The sequence below is a fragment of the Sphingobium sp. B11D3A genome (assembly GCF_025961695.1).
Taxonomy (GTDB): Bacteria; Pseudomonadota; Alphaproteobacteria; order Sphingomonadales; family Sphingomonadaceae; genus Sphingobium.
In genome coordinates, this window is record NZ_JAOQOE010000002.1 from 69,336 (window position 1) to 87,508 (window position 18,173).

An 18,173-nucleotide genomic window follows, 5' to 3' on the forward strand; every position below is an offset into this window, starting at 1 on the left:
TCCAATCTCGTAGTTGACGTCGCCGAACGAGGCGCTCGAAAGCGGCCATTCGCTAATGTGAGCTGACTGGCGCGAACTGGGACTTAGCTGCCGTTCGCCTGCGGCGTGTTGAACGGCGGCTCTTGTCAGAAGCTGGGCCGGAAGCGGTCAGGCTGCTTTTGGACGCAAGTCGTGGAAAGCTGCCATCCGGCGAGCGGCCTCTCGACCGTTGATTGAGTGGCAGAGTCTGGGTCAGTTTCCGACTGACACGTTCCGGGAATGCCAGCTTTACCGCAGAGAATGGGTATGATACCCATTCGGTGGGCGAAGATGGATGCCACTTTGCGTTTGGGGAAAATTTGTGCGTCTAGTTGGAGCTCGGGAAGCCCAGATGATCACGGGGCTATCCGCTGATCAGCTTCGAGAATGGAGCGGGCGACGCGGCCTTATCGCGCCCGACGTTCCGGCCTGCGGGAAAGGGACCCAAGCGCGCTTTTCATGGCAAACGCTGCTTTTGTTGCGCATCGCCGGCGCGCTGAAAACCGAAATCCATGTCGAGCTCGAAGCCTATCGCGACCCATTTGCGGTGCTACGCGAGCAGCTGGCCAGGCTGCCTTTCCATGCTCTTTGGGACGTCGCCTTGGTGATTGCTGGCAATGCTTCCCCGATGTTGCGCGCGTTGGGCGATATCCCGCTCTCGTCCGATGAGCCGCTCGTCATCGTCGGTCTGCGACCGCATCTCGATACGATCATGCGCGGCTTCGGCATCGCCGAGCCCGTCGCTCAGTTGCCTCTGTTTCCAGCTGTTGGCTTGCGATGATCATGCTCTCGACGAGAGCGGCCGCGGCGACGCTCATCGAACGGCTGGGCTATACCCAGGAAACTGGCTGGATCGCTTCGTGTGACTTTCATCGTCTAGCGAACCATCGCTTCGCTCTCGAACAGGCATCCGCTGAAACGCCTATACATGGCGCGTTCTGCCTGCTGCGTCCCGGACCGAATGGCGAGCTCTCGTCGACACCTCTCGTCTATGTCGCGCTGGCTGACGGTACGGTCGAAGCGCAGGAGGTGCATCGCAAGGTATGGAGCCAGGGACTGGTCCCGTTCCTTCTCGTGGCCACACCGGACGAGGTGATCGTCTGCCCTGGCTTCAGTTATTCCCAGCGGGACTGGAACGGTCTCGTTCACCGCTTTCCCTGGTCCGTTATAGAAGAGCTCCCGGCTTCGCCGCTCGATCCTGGGCGCCTGACCGGACCGGCGGCCGAACTCTGGGACCTGCGAGGCATCCGGCTGCGGACAGCGCTGTTCTGGCGGGATCATTCTATCGACGTCGACGGGCGGGTCGATCGTCGCCTTCTCGGCAGCCTCGAGGGGCTGAGCAAAGTCCTTATCGACGGCAATAAGGAAATCAAAAAACTATCGCCTGCAGCCGCAAACGGCCTGATCGGCCGGTTCCTTTACGTCTACTTTCTCGTCGATCGAAAGATCATCGATCAGGATTGGATGGCATCGCGCGGCCATGCTATCGCGCTGGACGACAAGTTTGGTGACTGGTCGCCCCAAGCGACCTGGGCGTTGTTCGCGGATCTCGATTCCATTTTCAACGGGAGCATTTTCCCGCTGGAGGATGACGAGCGCGAGACGATCGATGGCGATCATATCAATCTCGTGCGCCGGGTGATGAAGCACGGCTCCGAGCCACTGCCGTCCGGTGGCGAGCAGCTCAGCTTTCTCGACTTCCATCTCGGGACACTGCGAACCGAGACGCTATCGTCCGTCTACGAGCAGTTTCTCGAAAATCTGCGCGCTGGCGAACGGCGCCGCTCGGGGGCCTTCTACACGCCGCCCTTTCTCGTCGATTTCATGCTCGACCGCCTCGAGGAAGAGAAGGTTCTGGCGGATGGCGTGAGCGTCCTCGACCCGGCGGCGGGATCCGGCGTTTTCCTGGTCGGGGCCTATCGCCGGATGGTCGAGCGCGCGCGTTGGTCCAGAACAGACGAACCGCTGGAGCTCGACGAGTTGCGCGGCATTCTGACCCGGAACATCTTCGGAATCGAGCGTAACCGTGACGCCTGCCACGTCGCAGCGTTCAGCCTCTATTTGACCTTGCTGGACTATGTCAGTCCACGCGATCTGACGCGCGTCGCGGCCGGCGAAGAACCGGAAAAACTGTTCCCGCCGCTGATCGACAGCAACATCCACAATCGCGATTTTTTCGACGTGTCGGCGCCCTTTGCGACCTTGCCCGACGCCGTCGACTGCGTGGTCGGCAATCCGCCCTGGCAAGCTCTCAGCAAGCTTGAATCCGATCACGCGCTCGCCTGGTACGAGCAGCATCGTCGCGAGGCGCCGATCGGCAACGATCAGGCTGCGGAACTGTTCGTTTGGAAGGCGCTGGCTCGTCATCTTGCACCCGACGGCTTGTTGGCGCTCCTGTTGCCGGCCAAGTCGTTCATCAATCCGACGTCGGAAACGTTCCGTCTTTCGTTGGGTCGTCGCTACACCATCGTCGGCGCCGCCAATTTCGCGCATCTTCGGTACCGGCTGTTCGCGAGTGCTCGGCAGGCGGTGGTCGCTGCATTCGTGCGCCCCCGCCCTCCCGTCACACGCGATCAGAGCTGGATCTATTCGCCATTGTCGGTCGGACAACCGCTCGCGCGCAAGGAATGGCCGTGGACCGTCATGCTCGACCGCGCTGACATTCAGACCGTGCGGCATGACATTGTCGCGCGCGACCCACGCGGCTGGTTCGATGCGTTTCTGCTGCGACCGGTCGATCGTCACATTCGCCGGTTTCTGAGCGACGGCTCGGTGACGGGGCGCATCGGGACGCTGCAGTCCTTGTGCGCGGCGGTCGGCGCGGGGATCAGCCGCGGAGGCAATCCAGGGGAAACCGGGGTCGATCGCCGTTATCTGATGGATGCGCCGGGTTCCGACGGCGAGGAAGCTGACGGCACGTCGCCGCTGTTCGGCGATACTGAGACAGAGACGGCCACGGACATCTGGTTGCCGTCCGATCAGTGGGAGAACGTACGACCGTCCTACCGCAATCGTTTTGGTGGGAATGTGCTGCTCATCCCGCGCAATCTGAAGAGCATCCGGTTGGTTACGAGGCCCTGCGGTTACACCTCGAGTACGACCGCCATGTTCTTCAACAAGCCGGCGGATCTCGTGTCGGCGCGCGAACTCGCGCTGTTGCAGGCGGTCGGGCGGTTTCTCCGCTCGAAGGTAGGACTTTATCTGGTCGCCACGACCGGACGCCGCTGGCTGATGGACCGGCGCAACATCGAGCCGGAAGACCTGAAGGCGTTGAGCATCCCGATCGTTGGTCTGGACGATCCCAGGATCGACGGCATTCTCGCGGCCGATCCCGAAGATCTGACCGATTATCTGCTGGAGATATTGGGCATCGATGGCGATCTTCGCCGCGCCATCGACGAGTTCCTGGGCTTCCGCATCGGGTTTCGCGACGGTGAAGTGCCCAAGCAGGCGCTCTCGCTTCCCGATGGCGGTTCGCTGCAATCCTATGTCGATGTCGTCCATCGGACGCTTGATGGCTTGATCGGGAGGGAGCAGGCGTTTCAGGTCAAGGCGCTCTCGCACGAACATCTCGGCGTCGCGGCGGTCGCCACGCGGTTTCGCCCGGCACAAGGTGGTGCGCAGGACGTCGATGATCTTGTCCGATCGTGTCGCGCGGCGCTTGATCGATACGTCGCCTCCTCCGCCAACAGCTTCTGCGACGGTCTGGCGCTGTCCTACGAGAATGACACGGAGAGCGTGACTGTGATCAAGCCGCTCGAATATTTCCGCTGGACGATAGAAAGCGCGTTCAACGACAGCCAGTTGATCATGAGCGCGTTCACGGCGGGTCGCGCGTGAAGGGGATCAGGGTTCCAGAGCCGGTTAGCCTGCATGACCTGCTCGTCGGCCAAGGCTTTTCGCTGGTGAAGGCCGAGCTTTGGGCGCGGTTCGTCGGTGAGGTGGTCGCGATCCTCGATCAGGCGGCGACCGAGCTTCGCGATACCGAGGCCTGGGCGGCGTTCAGGCAGAAGCGGGGCGCGCTTTCGAAGCCGAAGGCCCGCAGGCGCGGTGCGATGCCCGAGCGCGTGCCGATCGAAGATGCGCTCACTGCTGAGCTTGGTCACATAGCGCGCCGTCTGCGGGCGGCTTTGCCGAGCGGCCATTTTCTGCGGCTGCAGGAGGCTGCCTTCGAGACCGAACATCTCGTGGAATGCGAGACGCGGACGGGGCGTTACTCGCGCAAAGTCGATTTCTTCATTTATGCGCAGATAGGCGAAGCACCGCCCGAACTGGCGATCGAGGCCAAACCGTTGCTGGCCGCAACCGACATAAGCAGCCGCTACTTGGCAGAAGAGGGAATCGGATGCTTTCTTACCGCAGATTCGGTCTACACGCATCAGGCGGTCGCGTGCATGCTCGGCTACTCGATCAACGGCGAGGCGCGCTCGCATGCCGGCGATATCCAAGCGGCCATCGCTGGCTTCGTACCAGCTCCGCTCGCTTCACACCCGATCACGCTACCCATAGGAGGAGGGCCGGTGCTCTGCTCGACGCATGATCGCTCCGACGTGCAGCTCGACCCGGTCGCGATCCTTCACTTCGAAATGTTGTTCGAGCCGGTAGCGGAGCTGCCCTAGTTGCTATCGGGTTCCAAATGAACGGACGGCGGCTTCCGGAGATCAACGACGCCGATCCGAATAACCGGCACTAGGACGCGTTGCTGCCAGGTGGCGTCACGCTGGGCGAATGGCAAGTTGTGTCAGAAGCAGCCGTTTAGAACCCAGCTGGCGGAGGACTGGCTCTGGTCGGGAACCGCTCAATATCCGACATTCCACCGCTTCAAATGGCTCCTTAAAAGCTGCCTTTCGTTCAGCATCCTAGCGCGGCCTTAGCGGTCGTTGCTGCAGGCCATCTCAAGGGCTGCTTCTGGTCGGGTGACGCCATCGCGCTCACCGGGAGCGAGCCGATCCGCCACATTTTGATGATGCGCGGAACGTCCTTCAGAAAAGTTCGATAATAGTAATTATGTTAAATATCAACAGCTTATTATGCAATCGTCTGATGCCATTAGCATCCTAACACCTCCTCCTCGCAGCCGTAATTGGGTGGGGCTTGTCACGGTCAGCCCATAACCCGCCTTGTGGCGATGAAAGAGAAACTTGGATTGACGCTCTAATACTCTACCGAATAGGTTGTGATTATCCCGTACGGATCTAGGGGGCAGGATATCCGTACTGTTCAAGGGGCCTGTCCCGCGGCTTTTGACGGGAAGCAGCTTGCGCCGCGTCACCAAATGCTAAAGCGCGCGATGATCGAGGCGACAGCGCCAGGTTTCGTGTTCCCCCTCTTGAAAGGGAACAAGCATGACTAGCACGCCAGATTGATAGCGATCGTCAGGGCCGGGCCACCGGACTGATCGACAACCGACATTCACATCACGCCAATCGACTGCGCCGCGACGCCTGCAAAGGGCGCGGAACAGATCGCTTTGGCCAAATCAAAAGCATGATCACCTGACTTCGTGTCGGGAGGGTGATTGCACGGCCCTGCCTCGAGCCTCTGCTCAAGGCGGCCGAGGTCGTGCGCCTTCCTGACCGGGGCGGGCACAGGGAGATATTCGTCCATGTTCCGTTCTTTCAATCGCTATGTCCTGTTTCTCGCAGCGGGCTCGAGCCTGCTGGCCATCGCCGCCCCAGTCCAGGCTCAGGCTGGGGCGCCTACCCCTGATGCGGGCGCCGAAGCGATCGACGATACCCAGATCGTCGTCACAGCGCGGCGCCGCGAGGAGCGGGCGCAGGACGTGCCGATTGCCCTGACCGCCGTCTCGGGCGAGACGCTGGAGCGCACCGGTGCCATCAACATCACCCAGATCGCCCAGCTGACGCCGACGCTGGTGATCCGCAACAACAATGCGCGCAATACCTTCGCCAATATCCGCGGCCTTGGGTCCAACTCGGATCAGAATGACGGCCTGGAGATCGGCGTCGGCTTCTACGTCGACGATGTCTATTATGGCCGCATCGGCGCCTCGCAGTTCGACTTTATCGATCTGGACCGTGTCGAGGTGCTGCGGGGTCCGCAGGGCACGCTTTTCGGCAAGAACACCACCGCCGGCGCGATCAACATCACAACGCGCGGCCCTTCGTTCGAAAATGGCTTTACCGCCGAGGTTACGCGCGGTGAGGACAATTATCATCAGGTCCGCGGATCGCTCACCGGACCACTCGTCGAAGATTTCGCCGCCTATCGCATCACCGTGTCTGACACGCATCGCGATGGCGGGCTCTACAATCTGTATGACGGCCGCCGGGTCAACGATTACGACAATTTCTCGGTGCGCGGGCAATTGCTGCTCACCCCGACGCCGGACATCAACATCCGCATTATCGGCGATTATTCCAAGCAGGTTTCCTATTCGCGTATTGCCAGCGTCGTTGGGCTGTTCACCACGTTCGCCAACGGGGCGACGTTGACGAACAACTGGCTCGATCGCGCACGGCGGGGCGGATACACACCGCGCTTCGACATCAACGATCCCTTCGCCCGCATCGTCGATGCCAACGGCCCGATCCAGGCCAATTCGGAGGGCTATGGCGTCTCGGGCAAGATCGACTGGGATCTCGGCCCGGTCACGCTGACCTCGGTTACCGCTTGGCGGGGATGGGACTGGCTGCCTGACAATGATTCGGACAGCACGCCGCTTGCCGTTACGCTGCGCAGCGGCACCGACAACCACCAGCGCCAGTTCAGCCAGGAGGTCCGCCTGGCCTCCAATGGCGAGCGCAAGATCGACTATGTCGCGGGCCTCTATTATTTCTGGCAGAATGTGAATGCCCTGGGCCATTACCAGCAGGGGCCGGCGTCTGCCTCCTGGAACAATCCGAACGCCAACCAGACGCTCGCCAATTATGCGCTGAACGGCTTCCTGTCCTATTCGGTGATCGAGCCCATCACCAAGAGCTATGCCGCGTTCGGCCAGCTCACCTGGCATGTCTCCGATGCGTTGAGCGTCACGGCTGGCCTGCGCTTCACGCATGAGGACAAGACTGGTCTGTTCAACCAGTATACGGCGGCCGGCAACGACCTCTCGGTGCTGAGCGCGGCGGATCGCGCGGCCGCGCTGGCACTGCGCAACGCCATCTATCCGGAGCGACGCTACACGACAGGTCTCAAGGACGACGCGCTTACCGGGCAGATCACGCTGTCCTACAAGGTGGCGCCCGATGTGCTTGCCTATGCGACTTATTCTCGCGGTAGCAAGTCTGGAGGGCTCAGTCTGGGCGATCTCCCGGCCGGCGTGTCTCCGGTCGTCAAGCCAGAGAAGGTCGACGCCTGGGAAGCGGGCCTCAAGAGCCAATTCCTTGATCGCAAGGTGACGCTGAACACGGCGCTCTACTGGACCGAGGTCAAGGATTATCAGGCGGGCATCACCGAGCAGATCGGCAACACCACGTCCTCGATCCGCTACATCTCGAACATTCCAGGGGTTCGCTCGCGCGGGGTCGAGGCCGATTTGACCGTCGCGCCTGCCCACTGGATTCGTCTGACGGCATCGGCTGCCTATAACGAGGCGGTCTACAAGAATTATCGCAATGCGCAGGTCGCGCCTGAAAACCGCAACCTCACCCAGGTCCAGGATCTGAGCGGCGTTCAACTCGCGAACGCGCCGCGTTTCATCTACAATCTATCCGCCGATCTCGTGCAGCCGGTGGCTCTGTTCACGCCGGACGACGAGCTTTACGCCCGCTTCGACTACAATCATCGCTCATCGAACGACACGAGCGGCAGCAATTCAATCTATACCCGCATTGCGCCCTATGGCGTCGGCAATGTCCGCTTCGGGGTCCGGATCGGGGACGGGCGCTACGACCTAGCGGCCTGGGTCACCAACGTGTTCGACAAGCAGTATTTCGAATCCCTTGGCGCCTCGAACCAGGGGCTGATCACGGGCGCCCTCGGTACGCCGCGGACCATCGGCGGCACACTCCGCGTCCGCTTCTAAGCCATCTTCCGGAGGGAACTTCCATGACCAAATCCATTTTCATTCGCAGCCTTGCGACAACCGCTCTGTTCCTGCCCTTGCTGGCGCTCACACCACAGGCTTCCGCACAACCCGCGCTGCAAAAGCTGGATCGGCTGACCCACGGGCCGCAGCTTGGCAATGTGGGGACGAGTTCGATCCGGGTCTGGGCGCGCACACGCGAGCCCGCGACGTTCCGGGTCGTCTATTCGACCGCGCCTGATCTCGCCAATGCTCAGCGATCAGCGCCGGTCACCACAAGCTGGGAGCACGACGCCACCGGCTGGGTGGAGCTTTCCGGCCTCCAACCCGGCACCAAATATTATTATGCGCTGGAGCTGGACGGGACGCTGGCTGACACGCGTGTCGGCGGCAAAATCAACAGCTTCCTGACTCTGCCGGCGGCCGCATCCTATGTCGATCCGCAGGTCAATCCCAAGGGTGTCTTCAATTTCGCCTTCGAGATCGGTACCGGCAATAACCAGAGCAATCAGCCGCTCCCGCCGACCTACACGCGCATGTTGACGGAGCTGAAGGACAAGATCTTCTTCCAGATCCAGAATGGCGACTGGCTCTACGAGAAGGGGCGCGAGCAGACCGAGGCGCAATGGGCAAGCGCCAATGGCGTGACCACACTGCCCCGCGTCGCCGAGCTGGCCAAGGGCATTGCGGGCGTCTGGAACAACTACAAGCTCTATCTGGACGGGTCCGAGGCTCTGGCGGACTTTTATCGCGAAGTGCCTCTGTTCGTCTCGCTCGACGATCACGAAATCCTCAATGACGTGACGGGATCAGGCCAGACCGGCTTCCGCATCGACGCGCGGGGCAAGCCCTGGCAGACCGACCTCAATCGCGACGACTTGCAGAATGACGTCGAGCGCGCGGTGTTTCGCGATCCCGCCGTCGCCGCGTGGCGCGACTATGTCGGCTGGAGCAATCCGGACATCGGCAACCAACAGCCGAGTTTCTTCGGCAGGGGCAAGATTCAGGCTGGCAAGACGATCCTCACCGATCCGCAGGCCGACTTCACCAAGCTCGATCTCGCGAAGGCATCGAACCTCCACGTGCTTTGGGGCTTTGGCAACACCGGCGTCTACAAGATCGCCCGTGTCATCGATCGTCATCGCATCGAGGTGGAGCCCGGCTTCACCGTCTCGGAGGAGGTACGCTACAGCATCGGTAGCAATCTCTGGTCGAAGTTCCGCGTCTCCAACGCCGACTTCTTCCTGCTCGACACGCGCTCCAACCGCACCCTGCACAACAAGGACAATCTGGCCGATCCCCGCACGAGCATGCTTGGGGCAAAACAGAAGCAATGGCTGGTGGACGAACTACGAAAGAGCGACGCTGATTTCGTTTTCATCGTCTCGTCAGTCAATCTCGCCGTCCCGCACGACAACGGCGCCTGGTATGGCCGCGGATCGGGCGGTTCGGCCAAGGATGATGGCTGGACGGCTCAGCTCGCCGAGCGGGCGGAGTTGCTCAAGGTTGCTGAATCGCTCGGAAAGCCCGTCTTTTTTCTCACCGGCGACCTTCACAAATCGTTCGTCGCCCGGGTGGCGCCGGGTGTCTATGACATCGCCAGCGGCCCGCACACCAGCAGCAATCACCGTATCGGCGATGCGGGCGGGTCGCCTCCGTCCGGCTGGTATCAGTCCGGCGACAGGCTGGTGAACATACTCTGGGCCAGTAACCAGTATCGCAACGATAGTGGCGGCACCAGCGGGCAGTCACGCGGCAAGGGCTGGCCCGTCTACACGACCATCCGCGTCAACAACGCCTTCAATATTCCGGATGCGAGCGGAAAGGACCGGTGGCAGGCTTATCCTGAGCCGCAGGTCATCTTCGAGTTTCGCGATGGCTATTCCGGCGATCTCGTCTTCGCCCACAGCGTCTCCACATCGGAGGCCAAGTCTCAGCCCACGCCCGTCCCGGCAGCGGTGGTCAAGGCGCTTGGCGGCATCAAGGAGTGATCTTCATGCCAGACTTTTTGACCCTGTCGCCATTTGTAGAGGCCGACAGCCGGACCTATAGCTTCCAGCCACGCGAGACATCGCGACATAGCCGGCAGGCCCGATGGCGCTGGAGTGCCATCGGTGATCATTGGCGCGCCGCTGCGCTGCTCGGATTCGCTCTCGGCTATGCGACTCTGCGCTACAATGTTCTGAAGGGCGTCCCATGGGCGGATTGGCCGGCCTATACGGTCAACAAGGCACTGGCGGTCGGATCGCTGATACTGATGGTGGCAGCCGTATTTCGCTTGCGGCAGCCGGCGCGCAGCGGAACGCCTTTCCTCATCTGGGCCGGGGCGCTCGCGCTGACGCACAGCCTGCTCAGCTTCCCGCTGCTCAATCCGATCTATTATCCACGGCTGTTCGAGAGCGGAAAGCTGACGGGCATCGCCGGTCTTTCATTGACACTCGGGGCGCTCCTGATGGCGGGACTGGAGCTGGGGGCACGCCGCGCCGGTGTCTGGTCATACGGCCTTCGTGTGCGCGCGCTGACTCTCATAGCCTTCGGAACAGGCGTACATGCCGCCTTGCCCGCTGTCTCGACCTGGTTTGAGCCGGCAAAATGGCCGGGGGGTCTGCCGCCGCTGACGCTCATATCCTTCCTCGCCGGAGCGCTCACCCTCGGGATCTGGCTTTACCAAGGGCTTTCGCGCTCCGCTTCTCGATAAGGATGACCATCATGTACGACAGACGATATGTGCTGCGCGGGGCGAGCGCGCTCGGGCTTGGCGGGCTGTTCAAGGGCGGCGTCGCCTGGTCAAAGGCCAATGCCGCCGTGCGGGCGATCATTCCGGCTGCGAGTGCCGACACTTTGGCGGTGAAGGTGCTGCTCGATGTGCCACCGGCTCATCCGCCGCGACTCACCATTGACGGGCGCGCGGTCAAGGCAGAGCGGCTGGATGTAGACGGCTATAGCTGGGGGTTCGTCCAGCGCGGGCTCAAGGGTGGGACCGCCCACACGCTTGCGCTCAACGATGCTGATGGCAAGGCGCTGCGCGAGCCGTGGCAATTGAAGACGTTGCCTGCCCCTGGAGCGAAGCCGCAGCACTTCCGTGTTCTGTTCTTCACCTGTTCGGGGGGCGATGAGGCCGGCAAGCCATACGGCTATCTGCCGATCTCGGTCCGCCGCGCCCTTTTCGACAGGGCGCTCAGCTTCTCGCCAGATCTCGCCGTGGCCAATGGCGACCATATCTACTGGGATCTCTGGACTGCGCTCAAATATCGGCGGGATCCGGCCGCCCGTGCTGCCACCGAAGAGCAGTACCGCAAGATCGCCTGGATCGACGAGGACAGCGCCTTCGATTCGGAGACCAACCGGCGGTCGCTTAACACGATCATCAGCCGGCAGATCGCTTCGATTTATGAAGACCGGTTCGCCTCGGTGCCACTGGTCTTCGTGACGGATGACCATGACTATTTCGAGAACGACAATGCGGGGCCCTGGGGATATACTTTTCCGCCGCGTCCCTTCATCTTCGGGCTGCAGCAGCGCACGGCGGCGATGGTCTATCCCTATGCGCTCGGCCGGCCGGATCTAGGCGACCCTTACAAGTCCGGCACGGTGGAGACGGTCCGGGTCGGCAATCTGCTGGAGATCGACCTTTTCGACTGTCGTCGCGGTTGGTCCACCGGACCTGATGCCAAGGTTCTCTTCCCCGAGGCGGAGGCCTATCTGATTGACCGCCTCAACCGCTCGACAGCAAAGCAGCTCATTCAGGCCCCGTCAAATCCGCTGGGCTGGACCGCGGGAAAGCTTGGCGAATGGTATGCCGACGGCGCCTCGGATGACAGCACGTTCCAGAATGACAAGGGCTACTGGCAGAAGGGTTGGTTTGAGCAGCATCAGCGGCTCGCCGCAGCCTTGAGCGCGCAAAGGGAGCGCGCCGCCATCAGCATCTCGGGCGACATGCATGCGAGCGCGATCTCGGCCATTTCGAGCAGCGGCGACCTCGATCTCTCGGCCAACCCGATCCAGGCAATCTTGCCCGGCACAATTGGGACGGGCACGCCCGGGTTTCCGAGCAGCGCCCGGGGCGTCGCTCCGCATCATGCCGCCGTTCTGGGTATAAGCGACATTGCCAAAATGGAAGAACGGAACGGCTTTTCCATCGTCGATGTCTACCCAGAGAAGGTCGAGGTGAAGCAATTTCGCTGGCGGCCACCTGAGCCTGTCGAAGCGATCGCCACCTTGCAGCCCTCGCACAGCTACACCATCGAGCGGCAGCGTTGATGCGTGAGATCGCGTTACGGCAGATGCCAACATACCGACCTATTGGTCTTAAGCAGCATTGCTGAAAAGCTGCAGGGAGGCGGCCATTGACGCGGCGTGTGCATTCAACGATATATCTTGCATCGGGCATTGCGGACGCCCGATTAGACGGTGCCCGTCCAAGTCCGCTCCATTTGCCGTGTCTGCGGCCGAGGAGCGTTTATGGATAACAGCGTTACTGACAACCGTCCCCCGTTGATCAGCCTTTCTGCAATTTTTCTGAAATTCCTCCGTTTCGGCTTTCTCGCCTTTGGCGGGCCTGTAGCCCAGATTGCCATGCTGCGTCAGTCACTGGTCGAGGAGGAGCGATGGATCGACCGCTCGCGCTTCAACAAACTGCTCGCGATCCTACAGGTGCTACCAGGGCCTGAGGCCCATGAACTCTGCGTCCACTTCGGCATCATTGCGCGGGGCCGGATTGGCGGACTTTTGGCAGGGTTGGGTTTTATGCTGCCAGGTTTCGCCCTGATGCTGTTCGCCGGTTGGGTCTATGTCACATGGATCGCGGACCACGGAATGTGGAGCGGGCCGCTCCTCGGCATCCAGATCGCCGTACTGGCGATCATCTTGCGTGCGGTTGTCCGGATCGGCGAGCATATCCTGGTGGATCGGCTGACCTGTGGGATCGCCTTGGGTAGCGCGCTGCTGACCTTGGCGAGCGTCCCATTCTGGTTGCCCCTTGTCGCTGGCGCGGCAATTTACGCCTGTTGTCACAGGCCTTCTTTCGCGGTTGCCATCGCTGTTTTTACCGCAAGCATAGCCATCAGCCTTCATTCGCTTCCCGGCGGACAAGAGGCGCTCGCCATCTCTCACGAACCGTCAACCATTGCCGCCCTGTTCATTGCCGGTTTGAAGGGTGGGTTGCTGACTTTTGGCGGCGCCTACACTGCCATTCCCTATGTGCGTGCCGACACGGTGGGGCGTGGCTGGTTGAGCGACGCAACCTTTCTCGACGGGGTCGCGCTGGCAGGGATTCTTCCTGCGCCGCTTGTTATCTTTGCAACATTCGCCGGCTATGTGGCGGGCGCACTCCCTGGGGCGCTTGCGATCACGGCGGGCATGTTCCTCCCCGCATTCGCCTTCTCACTCATTTTTTATGAGCGATTGGAAGCGATTGTCGATCGCCCTGGCCTTCAACGGGCGCTGGAAGGCATTGCGGCGGCGGTGGTTGGCATTATCGCTGCGACGTTCTTGCAGTTGGGTGAGGCAGCATGGTTGCGCATCTCCTCGCCACCAATGGCGATCATATTGTTTGGCTTCGCCTTGGCCGCTGCATGGCGCCTAAAGGCGGTATGGGTGACGCCTGCGATCCTGGCTTGCGGTGCACTGACCGGTGCCGCTGTCTCGTTATGATGGCATCTCCCGGAGCGATAGCTGCTTTGTCGTCTGTCCCGGATAGCTGTTTGCGAGCGGCGATCGGGCTTAGCGGCCTTCGCCGGTGAGGACTTTCCCCGCCGACTTAGCGCCATTCGCTCGCTCCAATCTTATCCCAATAGGCTCCGTGTGTCGATGCGGCAGTAGTGGCCGAGGGACCGGCCGGCTCTGGGACTAAGCTGCCGGTCATAGCCGCTCCTGGGAGCGTCAGGTTACGCTAAAACCCGTCATTCGGGGAGCCATGTATGCCCTCCCACCTATGCTGAAGTCTGCGGACGGTCCGGAAAATACGCTTCAGAACGTGCGCTTGGTCCAAGCTTCCTTTCATTGAGCCTTCCCGTCCAAGGCATGCGCTCAGCGAACGAAGCATCGCCTGACGGCAAGGTCGCCTAGGCTTCCATGGTCTCTATCGTCTTGCGAGCATTGTCATCCGCAGCCAGCGGCACGATGTCGAGAGCCGCCTGCAATATGGTTCGCAATTTTGACCATCCTTGCCCCGGTGCAGCGATGGCGGTGGATAGCGGCTGGGTGCCACTCTCGGATGAGCCGAACTGCGCCGGGAGTTTCGTCACCACGGTCCACTGTCTGGATGCGAGGTACGTGGCATAATGTTGGGCGAGCTGCCGGCGATGGGATTCCTTGAGATAATGGACCCACAGCGAATGCGCTACGAGCAGGGCGTCCGGTGCCAAACGCTCCAGCAGTGTCGCAGCGAGAGCCGAGATCGCGTGATGGGACCAGTCAGTCGATGGGCATTTGAGGACCGTGCCCCAGGCCTCGACCGTACCCGTGATGAATAGCCCCTCGATATGATCGACTAGCTGCTCTACACGTCCACCTTGCGGATGCGCCGCCGCGTCCGCCCGCCAGCGGGCAATGGGCAGTCGATCGAGCTGATCCGCGGCGGCTAATGCGAAGGTGGCGACGACCACATGACCTAACAGAATTTCGTCGGCGCCTTCTGACCAGTCCCGGGCCTTGCCATCGTCGACGCGCATGACGTCGCGATCATTCATGGCGATCTGTTCCGCCAGCATGGCTAGGGCGTCGAGCAGTCTCGTGCCGTCGATCACGATGTCACTGAAATCCAATGTCCGCTGTGCCAGTTCAAACAGCACCGGGCCACTGCCAGCACGAAACGACATGAAGGGGCTGGCCCGCAGGGCCGGGGCTTCCCGCAGTGACCCGTCAAGCGATGCGCCGCAGGCAAGCTCAAGCCGGATCAGATCAAGGCGGAGAGTGTCGAGTGGTGGCGCAACGGGAGCATCGGTCACGAATGGGTCGAGGTTGCTGCACATGCCGACCAGCTTCGTCATCTCTTCGTCTGTGCGCTCACCCGCAATCCAGCCTACAACCGCGGACAGGAATCCGCCGCTGCGGCGCTGTAGCGAAAGCAGAGGTTCGCAATCATAATCAGCCTGCATTGGCGCAAGTGCCGCAACGACTTGCCCGAACTCACGGACCGCTTGGCGGCGATCGCCTCCCATAAAACGCGCAAGGGCTGCGTCCATCATAAGGCCGATGGTGAAGGTCGGGCGCGAACCCTCCTCAACTAGGCTTCGCGCCATATCAAAATATTCGGCAGCTTCAGTCCATTCGCCGTTCCGCGCGGAGCCGATCGCGGCCGAGCGATAGGCATACGCGCAACCGATATCATCTTGCGCGCGAGGCCATCTCGGGAGCGCCTCACGCCAGAGCTGCCTGGCTTTCAGGAAGTTGCCGGCATCGCTGGTAACCTTGGCAAAGGCACAAATGTAGATCGGGTCTGTTCCCACAACCCCGTCGAGATCACCCGCTTCGGCGATGGCTCCTTGAGGATCGCCCAAATCCTCGTTGATCATCCGCAGCAGCACCGGCGCGATCGCTCGTGCCATCGACGTAGCGCCGACATCTCCGCTAAAGTCGAAAGCGTTCCGCAGCTTCTCCCGGAAGGCGGGCCAGCCAATGGCCTTCGACTGGTATTCGGACAACCACAGGCGTTCGATCAATACTGATGCCATATCGTCAGGTGTGCCGATCGAGTTCAGCACTGTGCATGCATTCTCCACCGATCTACCTTCGAGCGCTTCGATCAGCGCGGTGAATTCGTCGATGTCTTGAATCTGCGAAAACAACCGAAGGCTGGCGAATTGCACATAGGTACCGGCCGGGATGCTGTCCTCATCCTCAAGGCCAGCTTTGGCGAGCCGTTCCGGGAACGTCGTCTCAAGTGCTTTGGCGACGTCGAAGAATTCGAGCGATCGTGCGACGATGACCGCGACCGGGTAGCGGACCTTCAGGATCGACAGGAACTGGCTGAGATAGAGGAAGCGAAAGAACTGCCGGCCATCGTCATCCGGGGCTGCGGCGAATTCTTCCTCGATTTTGAGCGCGATTCGCATTGCGGTGTCGGGATTGGTCTCGGCCGCGATGCGGTATTGAAGGATCCGGAAGACGTAGACGTCGATCGCCGTCCTGAATGGCAGTGGGTTGCTTGCGTCGAGGCCAAGGCCGACATAGATCCCACACGCTTCGCCAACCGCAGCCCATGTCTCTTCGCTTGCGGAGAACATCCCTTGCGAGACATGGACTAGTGGGCCGGCCGTCCCTGCGATGTAGCAGTGCATCAGGATGGACGAGATATCCCAAGGGCTGACGGTACGTTCAAGGAGGTAGGTCCAGGCGAGCTGCCCATGCATCGCCTTGGTCCAAGCCTGACCTCGCAGCTCTTCGGCCGCGCCGCGCGTCAGCGGTGATACGCGATACTCACCATCCTCGATCTTTTCGAGCCAAGGTCCCGCGATAATGTCGACCGCGACACCAGGCTCGGCGATTGCGTCTTGTAGACGCCCAATCAACAACAGCCGCTTGCGCGACAGGCGTCCTGTCATCAGGCTCGCCCGCAAGAGAAGCTCGCGTGCGCCCTCGGGGAGCTCGGATATGAGCCGCCTGGCTTCGAATTTGATGGGGTCGAGGTCGCCGGTCGCTCCAAGCAGGTCCGAATGATCCGGCTGGGGAAAGTCCTTTGCAGCTAGCGTGCGCACGCGTGCGCTCACCAGCTGCGGATGCCCGAGCGTCGAAACTTCTAGAAGCTTGGACCAGAGCTTGGCGCGATCGTTCGGGCAACCGCTTTCCCGCAGAAATGCCTCGATTTCATCCGCATCGAAGGGCCGCATCTGGAATTCGCGCGCCGGATCGAGCTGGACTGCCTGCGCCAATCGGTCGGGCAATGTGCGATCCGAGGTTACCAGCAGCCGCCCGCCGATCGCCTCTAGCGTGTGCCACAGCGCGCCTAGCGGCCCGGCGATCGCCCGGGGATCCGAGAGCGTATCCAGATCATCGACCACCAAGGTTCTGGCGGCCGCCCCTGCTCGCAACTGTTTGGCTGCTGCAGCGAGCCGTGCCTTGACCTCGCCTGGGCTCAGATCGCGAAGCGTCAGCCACAACGGCTCAACACACACAAGCGCGCTAGCGGCGGTTAGTGTTTTGCCCGAACCGGTCGATCCGTGGAGTAGAACCGTGCCGGCCAATAATCCCGTCTTCAGGGCCTGTTCGCTCGCCACCCGCCGGAAATACTGCAGGGGCAGCGGTGGCGGACCTTCCAAAGTCAAAGGTTGCGCCTGAACGGCCAGGTCACCACTGCCCGAAGCCAGGGCGGCGCGCATGAGGGTCAGCAGATCCTGCTTAGGGACGTGGATCCCTGTCGCGCCGGCGAAGATGCGCAGATACTGCGCGCGATTGAGCGGGACACCGTCCTTCTGCTTCGCCGCGTCAAACGCGGCGGTGTATAGCGCGTCGAAGGCGAGTTCGGCGTCGGCCGGCGCGATCAAACTGGCTGCGCCATGCACAACGAGCCGGTCCTTGATCGTTTGGACCAGGGCATCGCCGTCCTGCTGGCCCGTCATCCACTCAACTGGCTGGATCACCTGTGCGAACAGCTCAGCCGGGCTGGCTTCTGTGAACAACTGTTTCAGCGGCACCGACAGCTTGCCTCCGTCGAGCAAGAACCGGGTAATCGACAGAATTCGCTCGTCGTTGGCTGTATCATAGGATGCGGCGCGAAGGTTGTTCCAGAGATCGAGGCCGCCCCGACCACCATCGAACGATGAACCTTGCTCGATGCCAATCCCGGATGTGGTGACGTAGCGATATCGGATCACGATGTCGGGATTTCGCGTCCGGTGCCCCCAGAAGTTGTTGATCGCGTCGACGACTGATGCCGTGCGCAAGGTGATATTGCCCGAGCCTCCCGTGTCTTTGACCTGCTCGGTCAGCGCTTCGGCGCCCTCGATGCGATCGAGGTCTTCCGCGCCTTCAAGGAACAGCTGCTCGTCATCACCGAGGTCTAGCCAGACCAGGATGCTGCGTAATATCTGGTAGATATAACCGCGAAATGTATCCTGCGCTTGCCGCGCTGGGTCGCTTACGAGGCCGGACATGGCGCCGACGGCCTATAATTCGAATAGAAGATCGCAACGCGAGACAGATGCGCTACTATCTTAACCGTGCCTATCTCCGA

The 18,173-nt window shown here is 61.4% G+C and carries 10 protein-coding genes; 8 read left to right on the plus strand and 2 right to left on the minus strand.

Features of this window, described 5'->3' with window-relative positions; genetic code table 11:
- Positions 1 to 370 precede the first annotated feature (370 nt).
- The 3 genes from M2332_RS16420 to M2332_RS16430 are packed head-to-tail and all read left to right on the plus strand — an operon-like array spanning position 371 to position 4,637.
- Entirely contained in the window at positions 371 to 799 is a 429-nt protein-coding gene (locus M2332_RS16420) for a hypothetical protein (RefSeq protein ID WP_264575027.1), read from the plus strand.
- A 2-nt stretch (positions 800 to 801) separates the two neighbouring features.
- The gene (locus M2332_RS16425; RefSeq protein WP_264575028.1) at positions 802 to 3,858 is read left to right on the plus strand and encodes a class I SAM-dependent DNA methyltransferase; all 3,057 of its coding nucleotides are present in this window, start codon (positions 802 to 804) and stop codon (positions 3,856 to 3,858) included.
- On the plus strand, positions 3,855 to 4,637 hold the full coding sequence (locus M2332_RS16430; protein ID WP_264575029.1) for a hypothetical protein: 783 nt from the start codon (positions 3,855 to 3,857) through the stop codon (positions 4,635 to 4,637). The genes M2332_RS16425 and M2332_RS16430 overlap by 4 nt, the downstream gene beginning before the upstream one ends.
- A gap of 793 nt (positions 4,638 to 5,430) precedes the next feature.
- Here the strand turns inward: M2332_RS16430 and M2332_RS16435 are convergent.
- Complete coding sequence (locus tag M2332_RS16435) at positions 5,431 to 5,625, minus strand: hypothetical protein (protein WP_264575030.1); 195 nt, start codon at positions 5,623 to 5,625, stop codon at positions 5,431 to 5,433.
- Here M2332_RS16435 and M2332_RS16440 point away from each other — a divergent pair.
- The 5 genes from M2332_RS16440 to chrA all read left to right on the plus strand — a co-directional run bounded on the left by M2332_RS16440 (position 5,624) and on the right by chrA (position 13,654).
- Positions 5,624 to 8,002, plus strand: coding sequence for a TonB-dependent receptor (locus M2332_RS16440; protein WP_264575031.1), 2,379 nt, complete (start codon positions 5,624 to 5,626; stop codon positions 8,000 to 8,002). The two genes, M2332_RS16435 and M2332_RS16440, sit on opposite strands and share 2 nt — an antisense overlap.
- 23 nt (positions 8,003 to 8,025) lie before the next feature.
- Positions 8,026 to 9,993: an alkaline phosphatase D family protein gene (locus M2332_RS16445; RefSeq protein ID WP_264575032.1), complete on the plus strand. Its 1,968-nt coding sequence runs from the start codon at positions 8,026 to 8,028 to the stop codon at positions 9,991 to 9,993.
- Positions 9,994 to 9,998: 5 nt separating this feature from the next.
- Positions 9,999 to 10,700, plus strand: coding sequence for a hypothetical protein (locus tag M2332_RS16450; protein ID WP_264575033.1), 702 nt, complete (start codon positions 9,999 to 10,001; stop codon positions 10,698 to 10,700).
- Positions 10,701 to 10,711: 11 nt separating this feature from the next.
- Positions 10,712 to 12,262 carry a hypothetical protein gene (locus tag M2332_RS16455; RefSeq protein WP_264575034.1) on the plus strand — a complete coding sequence of 517 codons (1,551 nt, stop codon included), beginning with the start codon at positions 10,712 to 10,714 and terminating at the stop codon, positions 12,260 to 12,262.
- Between the two features lie 201 nt (positions 12,263 to 12,463).
- On the plus strand, positions 12,464 to 13,654 hold the full coding sequence (chrA, locus tag M2332_RS16460) for a chromate efflux transporter (protein ID WP_264575035.1): 1,191 nt from the start codon (positions 12,464 to 12,466) through the stop codon (positions 13,652 to 13,654).
- Positions 13,655 to 14,064: 410 nt separating this feature from the next.
- Here the strand turns inward: chrA and M2332_RS16465 are convergent, their stop codons facing one another.
- Positions 14,065 to 18,093, minus strand: a complete 4,029-nt coding sequence (locus M2332_RS16465; protein ID WP_264575036.1) for a hypothetical protein — start codon at positions 18,091 to 18,093, stop codon at positions 14,065 to 14,067.
- Positions 18,094 to 18,173 lie beyond the last annotated feature (80 nt).

Coding starts and splice junctions, on each gene's coding strand:
- M2332_RS16435 (WP_264575030.1), bottom strand. CDS start 5,625: ATGGACGAATATCTCCCTGTGCCCGCCCCGGTCAGGAAGGCGCACGAC.
- M2332_RS16465 (WP_264575036.1), bottom strand. CDS start 18,093: ATGTCCGGCCTCGTAAGCGACCCAGCGCGGCAAGCGCAGGATACATTT.
- M2332_RS16445 (WP_264575032.1), top strand. CDS start 8,026: ATGACCAAATCCATTTTCATTCGCAGCCTTGCGACAACCGCTCTGTTC.
- M2332_RS16455 (WP_264575034.1), top strand. CDS start 10,712: ATGTACGACAGACGATATGTGCTGCGCGGGGCGAGCGCGCTCGGGCTT.
- M2332_RS16425 (WP_264575028.1), top strand. CDS start 802: ATGCTCTCGACGAGAGCGGCCGCGGCGACGCTCATCGAACGGCTGGGC.
- chrA (WP_264575035.1), top strand. CDS start 12,464: ATGGATAACAGCGTTACTGACAACCGTCCCCCGTTGATCAGCCTTTCT.
- M2332_RS16440 (WP_264575031.1), top strand. CDS start 5,624: ATGTTCCGTTCTTTCAATCGCTATGTCCTGTTTCTCGCAGCGGGCTCG.
- M2332_RS16420 (WP_264575027.1), top strand. CDS start 371: ATGATCACGGGGCTATCCGCTGATCAGCTTCGAGAATGGAGCGGGCGA.
- M2332_RS16450 (WP_264575033.1), top strand. CDS start 9,999: ATGCCAGACTTTTTGACCCTGTCGCCATTTGTAGAGGCCGACAGCCGG.